Raw genomic sequence first — 19,548 nt, 5'->3', positions numbered from 1 at the left:
CATTTTCTAAATATAGGAGATAGGGGAATTTATATTTGCTTACAAATACTTCCCAATCCTATTTAAAATAACAATTGTTATTATACATACCTGCAATTTGATGAAGATTTGAGTTTTGTTCAAAATTGGTTTTAGGAAAAGCAAGTGCAGAATATCAATTTAAAAAGCTTGTAATTAATTGCAAATGTTTGGAATTAGCTTTAGAGGTATTCAGTGATGATTAACAAATTAGCAAAAGTGATATCAGCAGCTACTGTATTAGCTATGACAACTACTTTAGTCCCACAGTCTGCTCTAGGCTTAGGGAAATTCTCTGGTGGTTCAGTAGATTCAAGTGAAACATTGGAATTTGGCATTCTCACTTATGAATTTTCCTGTGAAAGAAAATTCCGTGGAGCGATTCAAACACCAGTTTTAATTGATGATGATGACTTTAATTCAAACACTCCACCTAAATATTATAATTTTAAACCAGGAACATTAGAAGTTTCTGTAATAGATGAAATAGACAAACCAGACTTATTTCAATCTCTCAAAAACCAAGCACAAGGTACTAGTTTTGAAGGTAAGTTTAGCGGAAAAGCAGTTCAATATGAAAGCACATTAGAAGATTCTTCCGATCCACAAAATTTCATGAAATTTAAATTTTATGCTCCCTATATCTACCCCTTCACCAATATATATTCTCTATCTGTGTTCAATACATCAAACCTAACTACATTCTTAAATAATCAAGGTAAAGTTTTATTCCCAAAGCAAATTAGCCCTGTGAGCCAAAATATTGACACCTTGAATTTGCTTAATGATAATATTTTTACTTCATTTTCTTTCACTCCCGATCCTGAGAATAAAAGATTCCCATTAACTCAACAAGAAATCGAGCAATTACGGGAACACTGTGAGCGGTAACCGTATTCATAAACTCCTTAAGCTTGATTTAAGAAACCTTAAAAATACAGCGCTTTTAACCTAACTAAAGCACACTAGTCCTCTCCAATTTTTTTCATTGGCTAAGGAGGGCTATGTATTCAATAAAATTGTTCTTCAGTGTCATAAATAATTATCAATAATACATAAGGGTGTGTATTGCTGTTTTGTATATTCATGAGTAAACAATACATATCCTAAATTAACTTTTATATTACAAATAATATTTGTTAGTTCTAAAAGTAGTAAAGTAACTTAGAAAATTAAAGAAAGCATATCAATTTAATAAAAAATGAAAATTCAGGCTATAAAAACCTCCAAAATAGAATTTTGCAGTTTGAGTGGTGTATTTTTTTGGCTATTTATTTCCAGCCCAGTAATAGCAGATATAATTCCAGATACAACGTTACCTAACAACTCCACCGTTAGAAGTGAAGGCAATACTAGAGTGATTGAAGGTGGAACTCCCAGGGATCAAAACCTTTTTCATAGCTTTAAAGAATTTTCTTTTTCTGCCAACACTGCTGATATTACTGGGGATACCGCTTATTTCAATAATGATGCGGCAGCAGTGAGAAATATTATCACAAGGATTACAGGTGGTTCGCCTTCAAGTATAGATGGTTTAATCAAAGCTAACGGTAGTGCTAATCTATTTTTCATCAATCCTGCCGGCATTATTTTTGGACAGAATGCTAGTCTCCAAATCGGGGGTTCTTTTGTCGCCAGCACAGCGGATAGTCTAAAATTTGCAGATGGTACAGAATTCAGTGCAACTAGTATCGAACCTGCTCCATTGTTAACAGTTAGTATACCGATAGGTTTACAATTTAGAAATAATCCTGGAGATATTGTTAATCAATCTCAAGCCAGTCTTGAGGATTCCTTAAATACGATTAGTTCTCCTGCTGGCTTACAAGTTGCGAGTGGTAAAACTTTAGCTTTAGTAGGTGGTAATGTTTCTTTACTGGGTGGTAATTTAACTGCACTAAATGGAAGAATCGAGTTAGGTAGTGTTGACGCTAATAGTTTTGTGAGTCTAAATGAGATTGATACAAGCTATGCTTTGGGATATGAAAATGTTCAGAAATTTAGAGATATTCAACTGTCTGGCGGCGCACAAGTAGATACTAGCGGTGATAGCGCTGGTGTTATTCAAGTGCAGGGTAAAAATATTACTTTGACAGATTACTCATTGATTTTTTCTATTGCTCTAGGTTCACAACCAGGTGGAAATTTAATCATCAACGCAGCTGAGTCTGTGAAATTGAGTGGAGGTTCAAATATTATTACTCTTGCTGAGGGTGAAGAAAAGGCTGGAGATATATTTGTAAAAGCTTCTGATTCTGTAGAATTAGAAGGAACTTCACCAGATGGGCGATCTACTTTCATTGGCTCTCAAGTCTGTCTGTTATCAGAATGTGGGAGTGTGACGGGTAATGGTGGTAATGTAACCATTGAAACAAGAAAACTATTTATTCGAGATGGGGCAATTATTGATGCTTCTACTTTCGGTATTGGAAACGCGGGAAACATATTGATAAAAGCATCCGAATTCGTAGATGTAATTGGCACCAGTTCGGATGGTATACCCAGTGGTATCTTTGCTCAAGTTGCCGAGGGCGCAATAGACAATCCAGGCAATGCCGGTACTTTGACGATTGATACTAAAAAATTAACTGTTCAAGGTGGAGCGCAGATATCTACAGCTGGTCGTAAAACTGGCAATGGTGGAAATATGATCGTCAATGCGACAGATTCAGTTCTTTTAAGTGGGGCTTCACAATTTGCTACAGGTGAACTTTTTGACAAACAACGCAGTGGTTTATTTGTGTCTGCGGAACCAGGAGCTACAGGGAATGTGGGTAGCTTAAATTTGACTACTGGGCTGCTAACTGTTGAGGATGGAGCAAGAATTTCGGCAGATAATTTTGGTTCAGGTTTGCCAGGCACTTCGACTTTAAATGTTAGGCAGTTGATAATTAAAAATGGCGGAGAAGTTAAATCAGGTTCTTTTAGTGATGGTGATGGCGGAACTTTGATTGTCAATGCAAGCGAGTCTATTGATATCTTCGGTACTGGAACTATTGCAGGTAACACGATCGCCAGCACTTTGTCTTCGTCTTCTCAGGCTGATGCTAGTGGTAGAGCCGGAAATTTAATTATTAATACTCCAATTTTCAATGTTCGCGATGGTGCAGAAGTAAGTGTAAGTGCAAAGGGAACTGGTGCAGCAGGTAACTTAACTGTGAAGGCAAACACCATTCGCCTCAACCAAGGAAAACTGACTGCCGAAACTAATGCGGGAGAAGGAGCAAACATCAGACTGCAAAACGTAGACTTGTTGTTGATGCAAAATCAAAGTCTGATTTCTGCTCGTGCTTTGAACGATGCTAGTGGTGGCAACATTGATATCGATGCTGCCAACGGTTTAGTGGTGGCTTTCCCCGATCAAAACAATGATATTGTTGCTAATGCTTTTCAAGGCAAAGGTGGCGAAATTAAAATCACCACTAAAAGCATTTTTGGACTTGAAGAGCGCCCGTCAACTCCACCAAACACAACCAACGATATTGATGCCAGTTCAGAATTTGGCTTGGCGGGTGATGTAATTCTTAATACACCTGATGTCGATCATAGCCGAGGGTTAATAGAATTGCCGGAAACCGTTGTAGATCCTACACAACAAATTGCCCAAAGTCCTTGTCAGCCTGGTACAGTGAGTAGTTTCATCATCACCGGACGAGGTGGTTTGCCAAGCAGTCCCAATGAAAGCTTCAAAAGTGACAATATTCGCATTGATTTAGTGGAACCTACTGCCAGTAGCAGCAAATCCCAAATTGTAACAATTAACCAGCCGATAACTCATACTCACACCAAACGTGTTATCCCTGCACAAGGATGGGTGCTGAATGGTAAAGGTGAGGTAGTTCTCACAGCCTACGATCCCACTACTACTAGTCTTCCTCTACGTGCTGCTAAAGCAACTGGGGCTTGCTCTGCTTCTAGCTTTTAATAGCGATCGCTGCTGCATCAATTCACTCTGTAGGCTTTTGGTGTCATGCCTGTAAAGTGCCGAAACTGTTTGCTTAAATGGCTGTGGCTGTTGAATCCACAGTTTAAGGCAATGTCCATAATTGATAGATCGGTTTGTTTCAACAACTGCTTTGCTCGTTCGATCCGTTGCTGAATCAGGTATTGGTAGGGAGCCGTACCAAGCGATCGCTTAAATAGATGGCTGAAATGAAATTGGCTGATGCCCAGCAATTGAGCTAAGTCTGCAAGCTTGATGTCTTGAGTGAGGTGTTCGTTGATGTATTCTAAGACTTGCAATAGTTGACGCTCAGATAATCCAGCCTCGTAAGTTTGAAGATGAGGTTTAGCAGCAGCGTATTGTCTGAGCAAATGCACTGCCAAAACATTTGCCAGTGATTCAATGTAGAGCCTGCCGCCTAAATTTTCCTGTTGCAGTTCACACAGAAACATCATAGCGATCGCCTCAATTTGAGGATCGCGAATCCGAAATTCGGGGAGTAATTGTAGCTGTTCTGGATTCATCGCTAGAGCTTCGGTGGCAACGCTCTCGATGAAACGAGATGCAATCCGAATCTGCAAGTAGTGATCATCTTGATCCCAACGTGCAAAAAGTGGCGTCTTTGCAGGCGTTACAGAAATGTCGCCTTTTGCGTACAATCCTGTGTGGGTTTTGCCTCCCTGAATTTGCAGCAAGCGAATTGGACGAGGGGCAAGAGATAGATAAATTGTATGTTCATCGCTGTAATCACACCTCGCCTCACCCGGAGGTTGTTGGAATTGCTCGACCAGAATATTTTCCCAGCCCTGAGCTTGGCTAGACAAGATGGGCGAGTAAGTCGTTTCAGTCCGATCGGTGGCTGGATTTGTCATGATGCAAAAGCCAATTGATCTGATTTGATTGTATTCGCTTTGGGAGAGATTCTGTGCTTGCAAACTGAAAACTGGCAGCAAGATTGTGATAGTTGCACAAGAATTAGATAGCTGAGAACAGGTAGTTTACCTAAGCTGGAATAGCGATCGTTCGGGAGGAGCCATGGCACATCTGTTACACATTAATTCTAGTTTGTGTAGTGAACAAAAAAATGAAGATACTTATTTTCGGATCAACAGGTAGCATAGGTCGCCAGCTTGTCAAGCAAGCTCTGGAGCAAGGATACACTGTCACGGCATTTGCCCGCGATCCTGCAAAGCTCGACATCAAGCACGCAAACCTGAAAATTGCTCAGGGTGATGTAATGGATTTTATATCGGTGGAGAAGGCGGTGCAAGGTCAAGATGCAGTGCTGTGTGCGATCGGAGCAGGTAGGAATGGAACAATCAGATCAGAAGGGACACGACATATTATCCGCGCAATGGAGAAAGCGGGCGTTCGACGTTTGATCTGCCAAACGACTCTTGGAGTCGGAAATAGTTGGGGTAATCTAAACTTCTTCTGGAAGTACATCATGTTTGGATTTTTATTGCGTCAAGCATATGCAGATCATGTGAAGCAAGAGAACTACATCAAGCAAAGCCACCTGGACTGGACAATCGTCCGTCCGGGAGCCTTTATAGACGGGAATCGCACTAACAACTATCGGCATGGCTTTCCAGGCACCGATAAGACAACAAAACTCAAAATCTCTCGCACTGATGTCGCAGATTTCATGTTAAAGCAATTGACGGATGATTTATATCTTCACAAGACACCGGGTTTGTCGTATTAAAAGCTTATATGATGACTTTTTTTAGTCTGTAGATAGGTGTTTCAGCAGCCAAGTAGACTAAAGTTATCTATGAGCAGGTACAAGATGCGAGCCAACACCAATATGAGTATTCAAGCAGCATACGATCATTGGTCAGCTACATACGATATTGACGAAAACCTGACGCGCGATCTGGATCGAGTAGTCACCAGAGAAACCTTAATGGGTTTAAGGTGTAAATCAGTGGTTGAAATTGGCTGTGGCACGGGTAAAAATACACTTCTGCTTTCACAAATTGCTGAAAAAGTCTATGCGATAGATTTTTCAGCACGCATGATCGAAAAGGCGAAAGAGAAAGTCACCTCAGCTAACGTAATTTTTGTTACAGGAGACATCACCAAGCCATGGGCTTGTAGCCATGAGTCTGCTAATTTGATTACCTGCAATCTTGTTCTAGAACATATCGAAGACCTCTCATTTATATTTTCAGAAGCATTTCGTGTATTAGTCAAAGGGGGATATTTCTTCATCTGTGAACTCCATCCATTTAGACAATATCGAGGAACACAAGCTAATTTTCAGAGAAATCAAGAGGTGATTAAAATCCCAGCATTTGTACATCACATTTCAGATTTTTTTAACACAGCAAAAAATCATGGTTTCATGCTTGAAGACTTCAAAGAATGGTGGCACGAACAGGAGCAAAATAAATTACCCAGACTTGCATCATTCTTGTTGAGAAAGTGAAGACACTATCGGCTTATGCATTTATACCCTATTAGACCTCTCCAGAAATTGAGCATTAACCTAGACAGTGCAAGGGTTTGATATTAGTTTTCAAAGATGTCTATTGATTCAGTATCTCTCTGAGTTGCTCGTGTAGGTGTTTCACCACAACTACTGCATTTTGCAACTGGGCTGCATCTTCTTGTTCTGCCAAGGTTTCAGTTAGCGCGGCAATGCGATCGCTCAACTCCTGAAAAACGGCTTCTCCTTTTGGCGTCAGGCGCAAGAGTTTTGATCGCTTGTGAGCTGGATTATTCACTAGTTCTATCACCCCATCTTTGAGCATTTCATTCGCAAGTTTCTGAATACTCTGGCGGGGAACGTACCGATACCGTGCAATTTGCGGCACAGTTTGGGCACCGTTCATCTTCAAGATCCGCAACACACTCCAGTAGCCTTCTCCGGATGGTGAAACCACCCCAATTCGCATTCCTTCAGCCCGCAGCAAAAAAAAAGTTGCCACAATTTCAATGATTAACTCTTCAATCGCTTGTCCTGCGGGGGTTCTGTTGACTACCTGTTTTGCCATCGGTTCTGCTTCTTCACAAAAATTGATATTTAAAAATTGGAAATTAGTTGTCATAATGACAACTAATTGTCATAATTTGATTATGGCTGATTCTGGCGATCGTCATACAACTTGCAGAGAACCTGAGCCAAGAGGCAATTTTCGTTCACATCTTAAATCGAATCACAGATTAAGCAAAAGTTTTTCCACTCAATTAGCCAAAATCCTTACAAAAGCTATTTCCAATCGTAGTCAAGATTTATCAGCCCAGTTGCTCCCACCAAGTGCCAGTCTGAAAAAGTACGATGGCTCAAATATTTCTCTAGAAGAATCACTGTTCAAAGTTAATAAGATACTCAGGAGGATTGCTCATGCTTGTCAGAAGTTGGCGTTTCATCACCATTATTCTAGCTGCACTGACGATGGGAACTGCATATTGCCACGTCCTAGAGCTGCCAGCCAAGATGGGTTATGATGGAACACTCTACACAAGGCTGAATACAAGTCTGTATTGGGGTTTTGGACATATTGGTGGATTGATTGAAGGTGCTACTGTCTTCTTGGCAGCGCCAGTACTGACGTTCTTAGTACGCAAGCAGCGACCTACCTTCGGGTGGACGCTAGCCGGAACGATTTGTCTCGCCTTTGCATTCATCGTTTTTTTAGTTTTCACAGAACCTATGAATCGTGAAATCTTTCAATGGTCAATCGAGTCAGTGCCAGCAGGTTGGACACAGGTGCGTAACCAGTGGGAATATTCACACGCAGCACGTTTTCTGCTCCAATTAATTGGGCTTTGTGCACTCCAGATCTCGATACTTGTTGAAACTCCGATCGAGCGTTCCCGTGATCGCCTCATTCCTAAAGTTGCACACTTAACCAGACATTGAAGGCGAATAGAAATTAACCATAAGTCAGCACTTGACATTCTTGGATAGTACATTTAACCTAGTAGTTAATTAACTGTTCAGTTAAATACGAAATGTCTTCCGATCAACTGAGTGTCACCTTTGCCGCTCTTGCCGACCCCACCCGGCGTGCAATTCTGGCTCACCTCGCCAAGGGTGAAGCATCAGTCACTGAGTTAGCCAAGCCCTTCAAGATGAGTTTGCCTGCAATTTCCAAGCATCTCAAGGTGTTAGAACGTGCTGGACTGATCGTGCGAAGTCGGGAAGCTCAATGGCGATTCTGCCAGATCAAAGCGGAAGCACTCAAAGACGTGGCGGATTGGCTAGAACAATATCGCCAGTTTTGGGAAGAGAACCTGGATCGTCTAGACGATTATCTACAGGAATTACAAGAACAGGAGAAAAAACATGACCGCAAGCAATAGCTCCACGATACAGTCATCAGAACGCGAGATCGTCATTACCCGTGTCTTCAATGCACCCCGCGAGCTTGTGTTTAAGGCATGGACAGATCCACAACACGTGGCGCAGTGGTGGGGGCCAAAAGGTTTCACAACTCGTGTTGATGAGATGGACTTGAGACCGGGCGGCACGTCGCGGTATGTGATGTGTGGCCCCGATGGCACCGAATATCCGGTGAAAGGCGTCTTTCACGAAGTCGTACCACCAGAGCGGATTGTCGCTAGCGACGAGTTTGATGAGGGCTTTGAGGAGGTTGTGAAGGCAGACCTGCCGAAGGAAATTATCATGACAGCCATCTTCGAGGATCTGAACGACAAGACTCGCCTCACCCTTCGGATCGTACACCCAACTGCGGAGGATCGCCGCAAGCACGAGGAGATGGGCGTTGTTGCAGGATGGAACTCCAGCTTTGAATGCCTCGATGAGTTCTTGGCAAAGATAGTCGCCAACCAGGGTAATGGTTTGACGTTGACGTTGCCCTCGGAGCGGGAAATTGTTGTGACGCGCATCTTCAATGCACCGCGCAGACTCGTCTTTGAGGCATGGACTCAGCCCGAACATGTGAAGCGCTGGTTTGGCGGTTGCAGAAGCATGACAATGACAGTTTGCGAAATCGACTTGCGAGTGGGTGGTAAATGGCGCTACGTCTTGTATGACCCCAGCAACGACACCGAGCACGGATTCTCAGGAGAGTACCGCGAGATTGTGCCACCACAGCGACTAGTTTCCACCGAACGCTATGAACCGATTCCCAACAGCGACCACCTAAATACGCTTACCCTAACAGAGCAAGACGGAAAAACGACGCTTCACATCCATATCCAGTATCCGTCGGTTGAACACCGAGATGGGCATCTCCAGTCGGGTATGGAAATAGGGATGCGTGAGACACTGAATCGACTCGAAGAACTTCTCACATCAATGGCATGAGTGTGATTGATTGAGTGCTCTAATCGATGTTTTGAAAAGCGATTGGAGCACTTAGACGGATATCTGTACAACTTGCAACGACAAATGGAGACACAACATGGTTGCAATCAGATGAAGTTTGGCGGGCAGAACTAGAGATTGATCGTGATGTTCTCGATATACCGCACAAAGGATCGCGATCGCCTCATTGATTTAGCAGTTACAATTGTTTCATCGAAATCCATATTGAATTAATAAGGACAGTGAATGGAAGTCTTCTTGGCTAGTATTGAACATCTTGAGAGTTTATCGAGACTGTTTGATCGGTATCGTGTTTTTTACAATCAAACATCAGATATTAAAGCTGCCAAGAAGTTTTTACAAGAGCGTTTTAAGAATAAGGACTCGGTTGTGTTTGTAGCTGAAGAAAATGGGGAGATGGTTGGATTTACTCAGCTTTATCCTAGCTTTTCTTCTGTGTCCATGAAACTGATATGGATATTAAACGATTTGTATGTGGAAGAACCGTATCGTAGGAAAGGAATCGCAACTTTATTGATGAATGCAGCAGAAAAGTATGCAAAGGAGAGTGGTGCAGTTCGATTCATTTTAGCTACTCAGATTTCTAACACAAACGCGCAAAAACTCTATGAATCGCGGGGATACACTAAGGATAAAGAATTTTACCATTACGCTTTACAGTTGCAGTAGCGGTAATACAACCCTGTTTTTACAGTACTTTGTCGCAAATAGTTATAAAGTTTTATGGAGACTAGAAGACTCCAGGAAAATGATTACCCGGTGCTATCCTCTGCTATCCAACTTTTGATACCAGAAGAGGATCGGGATGGTAGTATAGCTAGCAGTTCCCATTTGATGCGAGCTTTGGGAGATAAAAATTGCTATTTTATTGTTTGTTTGATTGACTCATCTCCAGTTGGGTATTTAAGCGCCTTTCGTTTCCCTACTGTAAAAAATGATGTATTTTACGTCTACCTTTACGACATCATTGTAGACGAAAAATTCAGAAATAAAGGGCTAGGTTCACGAATGATAGCAGAACTTCAGAGGCATTGTAAGGAAGATAGGGTTGAGCAGATATGGGTTGGGACATCATTAGAGAATGAAGTTGCACAGAAAACTTTTGAACGGACAGGCGCACAGAAAGTTAGTGAAACTTACGTTGAATATATCTACAGAATTAATATCGAGGTGTGATTCAATCCAGTAAAAGTTAATTAAAAATCATGATTACTGCTAAATACTTAGAAACAATGGCCCTATATAACAAATGGCAGAATGAGAACCTTTTTACAATATGCGACAATCTAACTGATGAGAAGATTAATCTTGATAGAGGAATGTTTTTTGATTCAATCTTCAAAACTCTTAATCACATCATCAGTGTAGACCAAACTATTCATTCCTTTATTCATACGAAAAATCTTCCTCAGTTTGATCCAAATTTCATCCCGTATTTTAGCTACAGTGAATTAAGAACAGCACGTTTTGAGTTTGATGAAAAACTTGTCAAAGAAGCTCAAGAATATTCCCAGGAGTGGCTAGATGAGATTTTCGAGTTTTGGAGCGAGAAATTGAATAGAAATAGAAGGGTGCCCAGATCCTTCTATTATATGCAAATGTTCAACCATCAAACACACCATAGAAGTCAAATCACCTCGGAACTGAACAAAATGGGTATTGATTATGGATGTACCGACCTTCCGTATAATCCTTACTATGAATTCTAGTTGAACTAAGAACTAATGGATTTTTGAGTCTAATTTCTACTGGGCAGAGGAAAACAGAAGTTCAATATAATTTCGATAATGAGCAAGCTGCATACTCAGTTGTGTTGGTTCCCGAAGTACTCGCATCATTACAAATGCTCCTTCAAACGTAGAAACCACTCCGTCTGCTAAATCTTGAGCACGAACAACCAAGCGAGGCGGGTATTTAGCTATAACTTCCTCAAATTTGGCTCCCAAACGCTGCCGCCAAAGCAGAACCGCTTGAGCTGAAATTTCACGAATGTCTGCATCGAGTTCTTCAAACTGGTAAGTGTAAGACGCAATTAAACAACCCCCACCAGGTTCGGTAAGTTGTTCTACTTCCTCTTGAAATAGCCCAATCAATATCAGGACTTGCTGTAAGGGATCTCGACTGAGTTTCTCAGCCCGCTTTAAATTCTCCTCTAAATGGGCTGCATCTTGATTGGCATAGCGTTCCACTAGTGCTCGTGCTAGATCGGATTTACTTTTAAAGTGATAGAAAAAGGCACCTTTAGTAATCTCAGCCTTTTCTAAGACCATATCAATAGATGTGCCAGCAAGACCATGCCCCATAATCAAAGCATGAGCTGCATCCAAAATTCGTATTTTCGTGTTTTCACCGCTCTTTGGCATTCATTTCTCCACAGATTATTGCCGTTAATTCTATTTTAGAGACTATTTAGTCTGTTAGCTTTTTATCTTTCTTTGGATAAGACGGAGGTGTCACACGTTGTCATAACTGCCTTGGTAAAAGCAGATATCAGAAGTAAAGAAAAAGTTTGCTTTAAATAAATTTTAACAGGAATTAGATTGACAGCTGAGAATTTTATAGTTACTATACAGACTAGTTTGTATAAATAAAAAATGATTGAAAGTTTTCGTTTCTCCAAGAAGCGGATACCGGATGCTCAGTCTTAGACAAAAGGCGATCGCCCGAATTTGAAGCAGATCTGTAGTTATTTCCAATAAATCTTGAGGTTCGGCTGAATTAAGGAGTCTTAGCCTCAGCGTAGCTAAAGCCATATCACCCCATTAGGAGGCATCATGACAGCAGAATTACTCGAACAAACAGTAGATCGATCCAAAGCAGAAGCATTTGCAGAAAGGTTACTCAATATATTTAACAGTGGCGCTTTATCGCTGATGATTTCAATCGGGCATCGTACCAAACTGTTTGATATTCTGGCAGAATTACCCGCCGCAACCAGCCAACAGATTGCAGATATAGCAGGCTTAAACGAACGCTACACGCGGGAATGGCTAAATGCAATGGTCGTCGGTCACATTGTGAACTACAACCCGACTGATAAAACTTACAAGTTACCTGTTGAATATGCCGCCTTTGTCACCCGTGCCGCATCACCTGACAACATGGCTGTCTTTGCCCAATACATTTCGGAGTTGGCATCGGTAGAAGACCAAATTGTGGAGTGCTTTTACAAAGGTGGTGGTGTACCCTACTCCAAGTTCAAGCGGTTTCATGAAGTGATGGCAGAAGATAGCGGTCAAACCATAGTTGCCGTACTAGAAGATAGCATTCTGCCTTTAGTACCGGGGTTAAGTGAAAAACTACAGCGTGGAATTGATGTGCTAGATGTAGGCTGTGGTAGTGGTCGTGCCCTGAATAAATTGGCTTGGCTTTTTCCCAACAGTCGATTTACTGGATACGACTTTTCTATAGAAGCGATCGCCACTGCAACAACCGAAGCCCAGCAACAAAATTTGACAAATGTTCAATTTGAGGTCAAAGATACAACACGGTTAGACGAGGTGGAAAAATACGATCTGGTCTTTACTTTCGACGCAGTTCACGACCAAGCCAGACCTGATTGGGTGTTGCGAAACATTTACAACGCCTTGCGAGCGGATGGTGTTTACTTGATGCAGGATATCCATGCTTCAACTGAGGTAAGCGGTAATCTTGACCATCCAGTGGCACCTCTTCTGTACACCGTTTCTTGTATGCACTGCATGACTGTATCCCTCGCAGAAGGCGGTTTGGGATTGGGGACAATGTGGGGACAAGAAAAAGCGCTCGAACTTTTAAAAGAAGCCGGGTTCTCACAGATAGAGATTAAGCAACTATCCCACGATTTTATGAACGACTACTACATCATCAAAAAATAAAATAACTTATGTGCAAATTCTGCGCGATCGCATCACTCTCCCAAAACCGAAGCAATACCCAATCTCTCTCTCGTTGGCGAATACTTAATCCCCAACGCGATCGCTTTGAACAGAAATTTGGATCGGATGCTCAAATGTCAACTGTCACAACTAGCAGCACTCATTCGTCTCATCTATAGAAAGCCTATTTTATGAAGAGGTTGCCGAGATGCAGAGCCGAATGGAGCTTGGAAAAACAAATGCAGCCGCTTATCAAGCAATGTTGCACCTGGAACGGTATGTTCGAGGCAGTGGCATCGAGCCAACACTGTTGGAACTAATTAAAATTCGAGCATCACAAATTAATGGCTGTGCATTTTGCATCGATATGCACACTAAAGATGCCAGAGTTAATGGGGAAACTGAACAACGGATTTACGCTCTCAATGCGTGGCGGGAGACTCCATTTTTTACCCCAGAGGAACGGGCTGTTCTCGCGTTGACAGAAGCCGTTACTTTGATTGCGACTGACCATGTTTCAGATGAAATCTACAATGAAGTGAGCCGTCATTTTGCGACCGATGAAATAGCAAACCTTTTGATGGCGATCGTGACGATTAACGGCTGGAATCGGATTGCAATTACCACTCGCATCGTTCCTGGCAGCTATGAGCCGCAACCATTACAGGAGAGAAAAACGGCTCTTGAAACACTTTCTGCGTAAGTAATCTGGGGAAGTGAAAGCCTTTTTCATTCTCCCAAAACCGGAATATCAGTCATATCAATACACGCTCAGGGAGTAGTAAAGATGCAACGCATGGTTCGATATGCCACTATTGCTGTGATCATTCATGCTATTGTCGTAGTCCTACATGGTTTAGCCCACGAGAAAATACCCGTTCCTTTATCTGCGCTGCAAAGTCTGTTTGTCGTTTCTATCATTGTGTTAGCTCCGATCGCTGCCATGATTTTACTTTGGGCATCATTTCAGCAGGTTGGTAGCTGGTTGTTGCTGAGTTCAATGGTTGGAGCATTTCTATTTGGTGTTTATAATCATTTCATTGCAATCAGTCCCGATCACATCTCCCAAATTCCGTTTACTGGTTGGGGTGTCCTCTTCCATATCACTGCTATTCTTCTATTCTTCACAGAAGGGCTTGGATGTGCAGTAGGCGCGTGGGCATTGAGTAGTCTAAAGCAAACAGAGCAGGTTTTATGAGTCATCTCGAAACCTTTAAGGAGCATCGTCCTCTTTTATTTGCGATCGCTTACCGGATGTTGGGAACGGTTACTGATGCTGAAGACATGGTACAAGAAACCTTCGTGCGTTGGCAGCAAACAACCCAAGTTACGGTTAGATCTGCCAAAACCTATTTGTCAACGATTATCACCCGCCTTTGCATTGATCATTTGCGTTCTGCCCGCGTGCAACGAGAACAGTATGTAGGGTCATGGCTACCCGAACCCATCATCACTCAACACACTGATGATCCAGCCGCTCAGGTCGAGTTAGCAGACTCCCTTTCGATCGCATTTCTCGTCGTTCTGGAACGCTTATCGCCCATCGAACGAGCCGTATTTCTGCTGCGAGAAGTCTTTGAGTATGACTACGATGAAATTGCCCAGATGGTAGGGAAAAGTCCAGCCAACTGCCGCCAAATCCTGCGGCGATCGCGTCAGCATATCACGGCTCAACGTCCCCGCTTTTCGGTTTCCCGTCAACAACAAGAGCAAGTTACAACGCAATTTCTGGAAGCTTCTACCCAGGGAAATTTGCAAGGGCTGCTGGCACTTCTAGCAAAAGATGTCACCTATTGGTCAGATGGTGGAGGAAAGGTTGCTGCTGCCTTGAAACCGCTACAGGGGTCAATGAAAGTCGCTCGGTTTTTGCTGGCGATTCGCAGCAAATGGCTTGCTGAGGCGGTTAATCACATCATCGACATTAATGCACAGCCTGGCATAATCACGTTCGTTAATGGTTGCATTCACAGCGTAACGACATTTGAAATTGTGGATGGTTATATTCAATCTGTCTACACTGTCAGGAATCCAGAGAAGTTGAAGCGAATTATGGCAAATCTACCTTTATGAAAATTTACTCAAGCTTAAATGTAGCATTAAGAAGTCTGTCCCATTAATTTTGTTGGCTAGCAGCTCCCCGACTTATTGAAAAAAGTTGGGGATATGAGCACCTTAACTCCTTAGAACTAATAAGACAAACCCCTAATGTTCTATCGCAAAAGTTTTGATAGGTTAATCAACTTTTCAATTTCTCTTCTTTCCCTCTTCCTTTGTGTTCTACCCTTACGGGAAGCCGCTACGCGTATAATGCGTCCTTTGTGGTTCGTTATTTTACCCAGCAAAATTAATGCGATAGTCCACTAATACTTTTGATAATTTGCTAATAATTTTCTATACGCACGCGATCGCATCGCCATGAGCGTGACGATCAGTCCGATTAATCCAGTCACTATAAATAAAAGCGCGATCCCTCGATCTGTTCCAGTTCCGAACCAAGTACCAATGAGATCCACGCCAGCACCTGTTGTCATAAAGGGGATGAAGATAAATTGTGCGATCGGGCCGATTGTAAAAGCAGTCAGAGGTGATGCCGCTTGCTCGATGCTTTGGGCAAAACCGAATACTCGACCTTGACGTTCAGGCGGTATCACTGTTTGGAGAATGGTTTGTTCTGAAGCTTCAACAACCGGAATGAGGCATAAGTAAATAAATAAGCCAATTGTCAGCAGTACGATGGACGCCTGAATCGTAAAGAAAATGGCAATTATCCACATGACAATATTTGCCAAAAAAAGCGTTCGCAGCGGGCTTTTTCCTAAGCCTTTCTTGGCGACAACTAACCCGCCAACGATAAATCCTAAACTCAAAAAACCCCACAAAATGCCCCAGACTTGTACAGAAACGAGTGACAAACCGTAGGCATCCATCAGAGACATGAAAACTCCGCCTAAGAAATTATTGAAGGTATTGAAAAAAATCAGTGCAAAAAGTCCAGGAACGAGATGTATGACTCGAATCGTGCCACGAATATCAATATGGTTCGTGTGAGCTTCAGTATGAATGATTTTCTGTTCCGAAATGGGTACTGTCCATAAATGCACGATCGCGAGAATAGTCAGTCCAATTGAGAAAACAAGCATCCAAAATACGCCAAGAAAACCGATTACTAAACCGCTAAAAGTGGAAGCAACAAGAAATCCTACGCCATTGATCGTGCCAACCAGACCATTTGCTTTATCTCGTTTTGGTTCGGGAATTACAATCGTTACGAGTGTTGAAAGTGCGATCGTCCGTAAATTGCCAGCGATCGCACCAAGAAGTGCGAGGATGATGAATACCCAAAGAATGATACTAGAAGTATCAGTAAAAACTGATGGTGGAGTAGAAACAAAAATAATATATGCAAGTAAGTATAAAACGAGAGAACAGATACTTGAAAGCATCATAGCTGTCTTCTTTTTATACCTATCCACCACAGATCCGAGAAAAAATCCAGAAATGGCGACTGTCACGAGATATACGCCCGCCATAATTGAGGTAGCAAGCACTGACTTGGTTTGAAGATACACCCAAAACGTGACGGCAAACCACACAAATGTATTAGTCAGCGAAGCCACAAGTGAGTTGGCTAAAACGGCATAAAAAAGTTTTGTCATACGTTGTATATCTCAAATCCGGCAATTTTAGCGATCGGTGCGACTACGTGAAAATTTATGCAAAAATGCCATTAATGCCGGAACAGCAGTCGGAGTCAGGATTGTAGAGAATGCCAAGCACAATTTCTAGCTCAAAAAACTTAGAACATCGTGTTTCTCCTTTTGCCATAGCCTTCTTAGGGTAGCGACCACGATTTCTATCTGCTTCACCCAACCGACTCACCCGATCAGGTGAAGTTTTAATTAATTCACATTTCACAGCAAACTATTAAATCAAACATAACCTCACTCCTCTAAACTGCGCGATCGCATAGGTGGCATCACTGGTTTCATGCGCCCATGCTCTGAATTTGGGCTTCTAGGCCTTTTTGCCTGTACCAAGGGCAGGGCGCTCATCTGACACCAAAGCAGAACACTTGTTGCTTAATCATCGAGTTTTTTTATTATACTACGCTAAATTACATTTGTAGTCTAAAAATTCAATAATACTCGAAGAACTTAATCGACGGCTGATTTTATCAGTGTTTTCAGTAGTATCCGTACCCACGCCGCATTCAGTATGGGTAGTCTTTGCCACGCTCGGTTTAGATATTTGCAGAATTCACTCATGATATCCATATCTCGATAGACACTCTACCTTCATGAAACTTTACTCAAAAACTGAAGTCACGCGCTAAAATGAAGTCATTTCAACTACGTCTAAGTAGCTTGGCTGGATAAGGAGGCTGTGAGTTATGGTGACAAACGAGGCTCTGAGGGTTAATCTGGCTGGAGAAGACGGTCTTTCAATTTACCCAAACAAAGCACTCCTGTCTAATAATTCAACAGATTGGGGTGGACTCTACCTGCAATATCACCGCCAACCGCCCCCTGAAATGCTTGAAAATTTTTGTCCACAGCATCGCCTGATCGTTCACGATCGCACCTCGCGATCGCCCATCGTTGAAACCTTTGAAGGACTCAACCAGTTGTATCCGATGAGCCAGGGCACGGTGAGAGTGTTACCCGCGAATGCTCGAACCCAAGCGTATTGGCAGACAGAGCATCAGTTTATAGTGCTGGCATTTGAACCAGAGTTATTGGCACAGCACATGGCCCAGACAACCGATGTCAGCGATGTAGAACTGCTTCCTATCATCAATCTTTGCGATCCGCTGATTCACAGCATGGGGTTAGCGCTGAAAGCAGAATTGGAGTCCGGTGGAATTGGCGGGCGTTTGTATGTTGATGCCATGACAACTGCATTGATGGCGCATCTGTTGCGGCATTATTCTGCTCATAAATATTCGCTGTCCCCAATTGTTAGTGGTTTACCTAGACACACACTGCGGCAAGTGGTGGACTATATCCACGAACATCTGGATCAAGATTTGACATTGGCGACACTAGCGGCGATCGCTCGCATGAGTCAGAGTTATTTTTCCCGGTTGTTCAAACAATCCACAAAGTTGTCACCCCATCAGTATGTGATTCAATGTCGCGTTGATCGCGCCAAGCAGTTGTTGCGACAGGGCGAATTTAGTATTGCAGAAATTGCTTATTCTTTGGGGTTTACTCATCAAAGCCACTTGAGCCATCACTTCAAACGTCTGACTGGCAGTAGTCCTAAAGCATTTCTCAACAAATAGATAAGAATTTGCTCAAAAGTACAAGAATATGCAAGACGCTGATTCTAGAGATTTTACATACTGAACTCATCACTATTAGAAAGCAGATATTGCCTCTTACACAAAGATAGAAACCTGACACAAGGCGCAGAGGTATCAACTGATGAAAGAATTCATGCTTTCCCTGGTAGCAGGCTGGATCGTTGGTGTTCTGTTTGGGTGGCTGAAACTGCCGTTACCTGCACCTCCTCTGATGGGATTCGTAGGAGCGCTGGGGATTCTATTTGGTGCTTGGTCGATCGAACAATTAAAACACTTTTTGCTTCGCTGATTTTAGAGTTTCAAATTTACACCTATGGAGGAATCTACTATGTACTATAAGCAGTGGGTTTGCAAAGTTTGTGGCTATAACATGATTGGTGAGATGCCTGATGTCTGTCCGTTCTGCGGAGCACGCCACGATCGTTTTGTCACTTGGGATGAGGCAGAGCAGACTTATCGAGTCACACCGCATCGCGTCAATGAATATGTCACGCAGTTGTTATCTGTGCCTCGTCTTGGTTTTGAACATGCTGCTTATCGCATTGAAACAGATGAAGGTGCCGTCTGGATTGATTGTCCATCAGCATTCAATCGCGACTTGGAGCCAGTAAAAGCGATTTACTTTACCCACAAGGATTTTATGGGTGCATCCAACCAGTATCGCGATCTCTGGGGTGCGAAAGTTTATCTGCACGTTCTTGATGCCGAACATCCGCTTGCCAGAAAATTTCCGGTCGATCAAAAATTTAACGGTGACTTCACCGAGCATGGCATCGAAGCTTTCCATATTGGTGGGCACACACCGGGCTTTACCATGTATATCTATGGCAAGGTATTGTTTATTTGTGACTATGCATTCCCTCCAGGATCTAGGATGCGACTCAATCCTTTTGGATTGCAAGACGAGACGCGCGATCGCGCCGCACGGATACTAGAGATTATTTCTGAGCGATCGCTCCAGACTGTATGCGGATATAACTTTATCGCAGAATTTGATAGCTGGCGTGAGGATTTCAAGCAACTTCTCGATCGAGCTAGACAAACAAGTAAGCTGCGTTAAATATTTAGCGATCGCATTCTTCTCACTAGCGCTTAGGTTTTTAAATCGAGCGATCGCTTCCTA

The 19,548-nt window shown here is 42.6% G+C and carries 23 protein-coding genes; 18 read left to right on the top strand and 5 right to left on the bottom strand.

Features of this window, described 5'->3' with window-relative positions:
• Positions 1-216 precede the first annotated feature (216 nt).
• Positions 217-909: a hypothetical protein gene (locus UYC_RS0134470; protein WP_016876148.1), complete on the top strand. Its 693-nt coding sequence runs from the start codon at positions 217-219 to the stop codon at positions 907-909.
• A gap of 310 nt (positions 910-1,219) precedes the next feature.
• Positions 1,220-3,943, top strand: coding sequence for a beta strand repeat-containing protein (locus UYC_RS0134465; protein ID WP_016876147.1), 2,724 nt, complete (start codon positions 1,220-1,222; stop codon positions 3,941-3,943).
• A 17-nt stretch (positions 3,944-3,960) separates the two neighbouring features.
• Here the strand turns inward: UYC_RS0134465 and UYC_RS0134460 are convergent, their stop codons facing one another.
• Positions 3,961-4,833, bottom strand: coding sequence for a helix-turn-helix domain-containing protein (locus UYC_RS0134460; protein WP_026087561.1), 873 nt, complete (start codon positions 4,831-4,833; stop codon positions 3,961-3,963).
• A 212-nt stretch (positions 4,834-5,045) separates the two neighbouring features.
• Between UYC_RS0134460 and UYC_RS0134455 the strand changes: the two genes are divergently transcribed.
• A complete protein-coding gene (locus UYC_RS0134455) occupies positions 5,046-5,669 on the top strand; it encodes an NAD(P)-dependent oxidoreductase (protein ID WP_016876145.1) in 624 nt (207 codons plus the stop codon).
• Between the two features lie 84 nt (positions 5,670-5,753).
• On the top strand, positions 5,754-6,395 hold the full coding sequence (locus UYC_RS0134450) for a class I SAM-dependent methyltransferase (protein WP_016876144.1): 642 nt from the start codon (positions 5,754-5,756) through the stop codon (positions 6,393-6,395).
• A 100-nt stretch (positions 6,396-6,495) separates the two neighbouring features.
• Here UYC_RS0134450 and UYC_RS0134445 read toward each other — a convergent pair whose 3' ends face one another.
• Entirely contained in the window at positions 6,496-7,017 is a 522-nt protein-coding gene (locus UYC_RS0134445) for a MarR family winged helix-turn-helix transcriptional regulator (protein ID WP_016876143.1), read from the bottom strand.
• Between the two features lie 296 nt (positions 7,018-7,313).
• Between UYC_RS0134445 and UYC_RS0134440 the strand changes: the two genes are divergently transcribed.
• The 6 genes from UYC_RS0134440 to UYC_RS0134415 all read left to right on the top strand — a co-directional run bounded on the left by UYC_RS0134440 (position 7,314) and on the right by UYC_RS0134415 (position 10,972).
• The gene (locus tag UYC_RS0134440; RefSeq protein ID WP_016876142.1) at positions 7,314-7,832 is read left to right on the top strand and encodes a DUF1772 domain-containing protein; all 519 of its coding nucleotides are present in this window, start codon (positions 7,314-7,316) and stop codon (positions 7,830-7,832) included.
• Positions 7,833-7,924: 92 nt separating this feature from the next.
• Positions 7,925-8,275, top strand: a complete 351-nt coding sequence (locus tag UYC_RS0134435) for an ArsR/SmtB family transcription factor (protein ID WP_016876141.1) — start codon at positions 7,925-7,927, stop codon at positions 8,273-8,275.
• Positions 8,259-9,242: an SRPBCC family protein gene (locus UYC_RS0134430; protein WP_016876140.1), complete on the top strand. Its 984-nt coding sequence runs from the start codon at positions 8,259-8,261 to the stop codon at positions 9,240-9,242. The genes UYC_RS0134435 and UYC_RS0134430 overlap by 17 nt, the downstream gene beginning before the upstream one ends.
• Before the next feature lie 246 nt (positions 9,243-9,488).
• A complete protein-coding gene (locus UYC_RS0134425; RefSeq protein ID WP_016876139.1) occupies positions 9,489-9,932 on the top strand; it encodes a GNAT family N-acetyltransferase in 444 nt (147 codons plus the stop codon).
• A gap of 54 nt (positions 9,933-9,986) precedes the next feature.
• Positions 9,987-10,439 carry a GNAT family N-acetyltransferase gene (locus UYC_RS0134420; RefSeq protein ID WP_016876138.1) on the top strand — a complete coding sequence of 151 codons (453 nt, stop codon included), beginning with the start codon at positions 9,987-9,989 and terminating at the stop codon, positions 10,437-10,439.
• Positions 10,440-10,468: 29 nt separating this feature from the next.
• Positions 10,469-10,972 (top strand): DinB family protein, encoded by a 504-nt coding sequence (locus UYC_RS0134415; protein ID WP_016876137.1) that lies wholly within the window; start codon positions 10,469-10,471, stop codon positions 10,970-10,972.
• Between the two features lie 36 nt (positions 10,973-11,008).
• Here UYC_RS0134415 and UYC_RS0134410 read toward each other — a convergent pair whose 3' ends face one another.
• On the bottom strand, positions 11,009-11,626 hold the full coding sequence (locus tag UYC_RS0134410; protein ID WP_016876136.1) for a TetR/AcrR family transcriptional regulator: 618 nt from the start codon (positions 11,624-11,626) through the stop codon (positions 11,009-11,011).
• Positions 11,627-12,037: 411 nt separating this feature from the next.
• Between UYC_RS0134410 and UYC_RS0134405 the strand changes: the two genes are divergently transcribed.
• From UYC_RS0134405 to UYC_RS0134390, 5 genes are all read left to right on the top strand, one after another.
• Positions 12,038-13,120 (top strand): class I SAM-dependent methyltransferase, encoded by a 1,083-nt coding sequence (locus tag UYC_RS0134405; protein ID WP_016876135.1) that lies wholly within the window; start codon positions 12,038-12,040, stop codon positions 13,118-13,120.
• An 8-nt stretch (positions 13,121-13,128) separates the two neighbouring features.
• Positions 13,129-13,299, top strand: a complete 171-nt coding sequence (locus tag UYC_RS38480) for a hypothetical protein (RefSeq protein ID WP_157171304.1) — start codon at positions 13,129-13,131, stop codon at positions 13,297-13,299.
• Between the two features lie 41 nt (positions 13,300-13,340).
• A complete protein-coding gene (locus tag UYC_RS0134400) occupies positions 13,341-13,823 on the top strand; it encodes a carboxymuconolactone decarboxylase family protein (RefSeq protein WP_016876134.1) in 483 nt (160 codons plus the stop codon).
• Positions 13,824-13,907: 84 nt separating this feature from the next.
• A complete protein-coding gene (locus UYC_RS0134395) occupies positions 13,908-14,318 on the top strand; it encodes a hypothetical protein (protein WP_016876133.1) in 411 nt (136 codons plus the stop codon).
• On the top strand, positions 14,315-15,190 hold the full coding sequence (locus UYC_RS0134390; RefSeq protein WP_016876132.1) for an RNA polymerase sigma-70 factor: 876 nt from the start codon (positions 14,315-14,317) through the stop codon (positions 15,188-15,190). The genes UYC_RS0134395 and UYC_RS0134390 overlap by 4 nt, the downstream gene beginning before the upstream one ends.
• Positions 15,191-15,480: 290 nt before the next feature.
• On the opposite strand, the gene UYC_RS0134385 is transcribed toward UYC_RS0134390, so the two are convergent.
• Together UYC_RS0134385 and UYC_RS0134380 are read right to left on the bottom strand one after the other, a co-directional pair.
• Entirely contained in the window at positions 15,481-16,776 is a 1,296-nt protein-coding gene (locus tag UYC_RS0134385) for an MFS transporter (RefSeq protein ID WP_016876131.1), read from the bottom strand.
• A 55-nt stretch (positions 16,777-16,831) separates the two neighbouring features.
• Positions 16,832-17,035, bottom strand: a complete 204-nt coding sequence (locus UYC_RS0134380) for a hypothetical protein (protein WP_016876130.1) — start codon at positions 17,033-17,035, stop codon at positions 16,832-16,834.
• Between the two features lie 475 nt (positions 17,036-17,510).
• On the opposite strand from UYC_RS0134380, the gene UYC_RS0134375 reads away from it, so the two are divergent.
• The 3 genes from UYC_RS0134375 to UYC_RS0134365 all read left to right on the top strand — a co-directional run bounded on the left by UYC_RS0134375 (position 17,511) and on the right by UYC_RS0134365 (position 19,485).
• Positions 17,511-18,404, top strand: a complete 894-nt coding sequence (locus UYC_RS0134375) for an AraC family transcriptional regulator (protein WP_016876129.1) — start codon at positions 17,511-17,513, stop codon at positions 18,402-18,404.
• A 154-nt stretch (positions 18,405-18,558) separates the two neighbouring features.
• Positions 18,559-18,714 (top strand): DUF1427 family protein, encoded by a 156-nt coding sequence (locus UYC_RS0134370; RefSeq protein ID WP_235082990.1) that lies wholly within the window; start codon positions 18,559-18,561, stop codon positions 18,712-18,714.
• Positions 18,715-18,753: 39 nt separating this feature from the next.
• A complete protein-coding gene (locus UYC_RS0134365; protein ID WP_016876127.1) occupies positions 18,754-19,485 on the top strand; it encodes an MBL fold metallo-hydrolase in 732 nt (243 codons plus the stop codon).
• Positions 19,486-19,548 lie beyond the last annotated feature (63 nt).

The organism is Chlorogloeopsis fritschii PCC 6912, assembly GCF_000317285.1.
Classification (GTDB): domain Bacteria; phylum Cyanobacteriota; class Cyanobacteriia; order Cyanobacteriales; family Nostocaceae; genus Chlorogloeopsis; species Chlorogloeopsis fritschii.
This window is presented reverse-complemented; position numbering and strand designations above follow the sequence as displayed.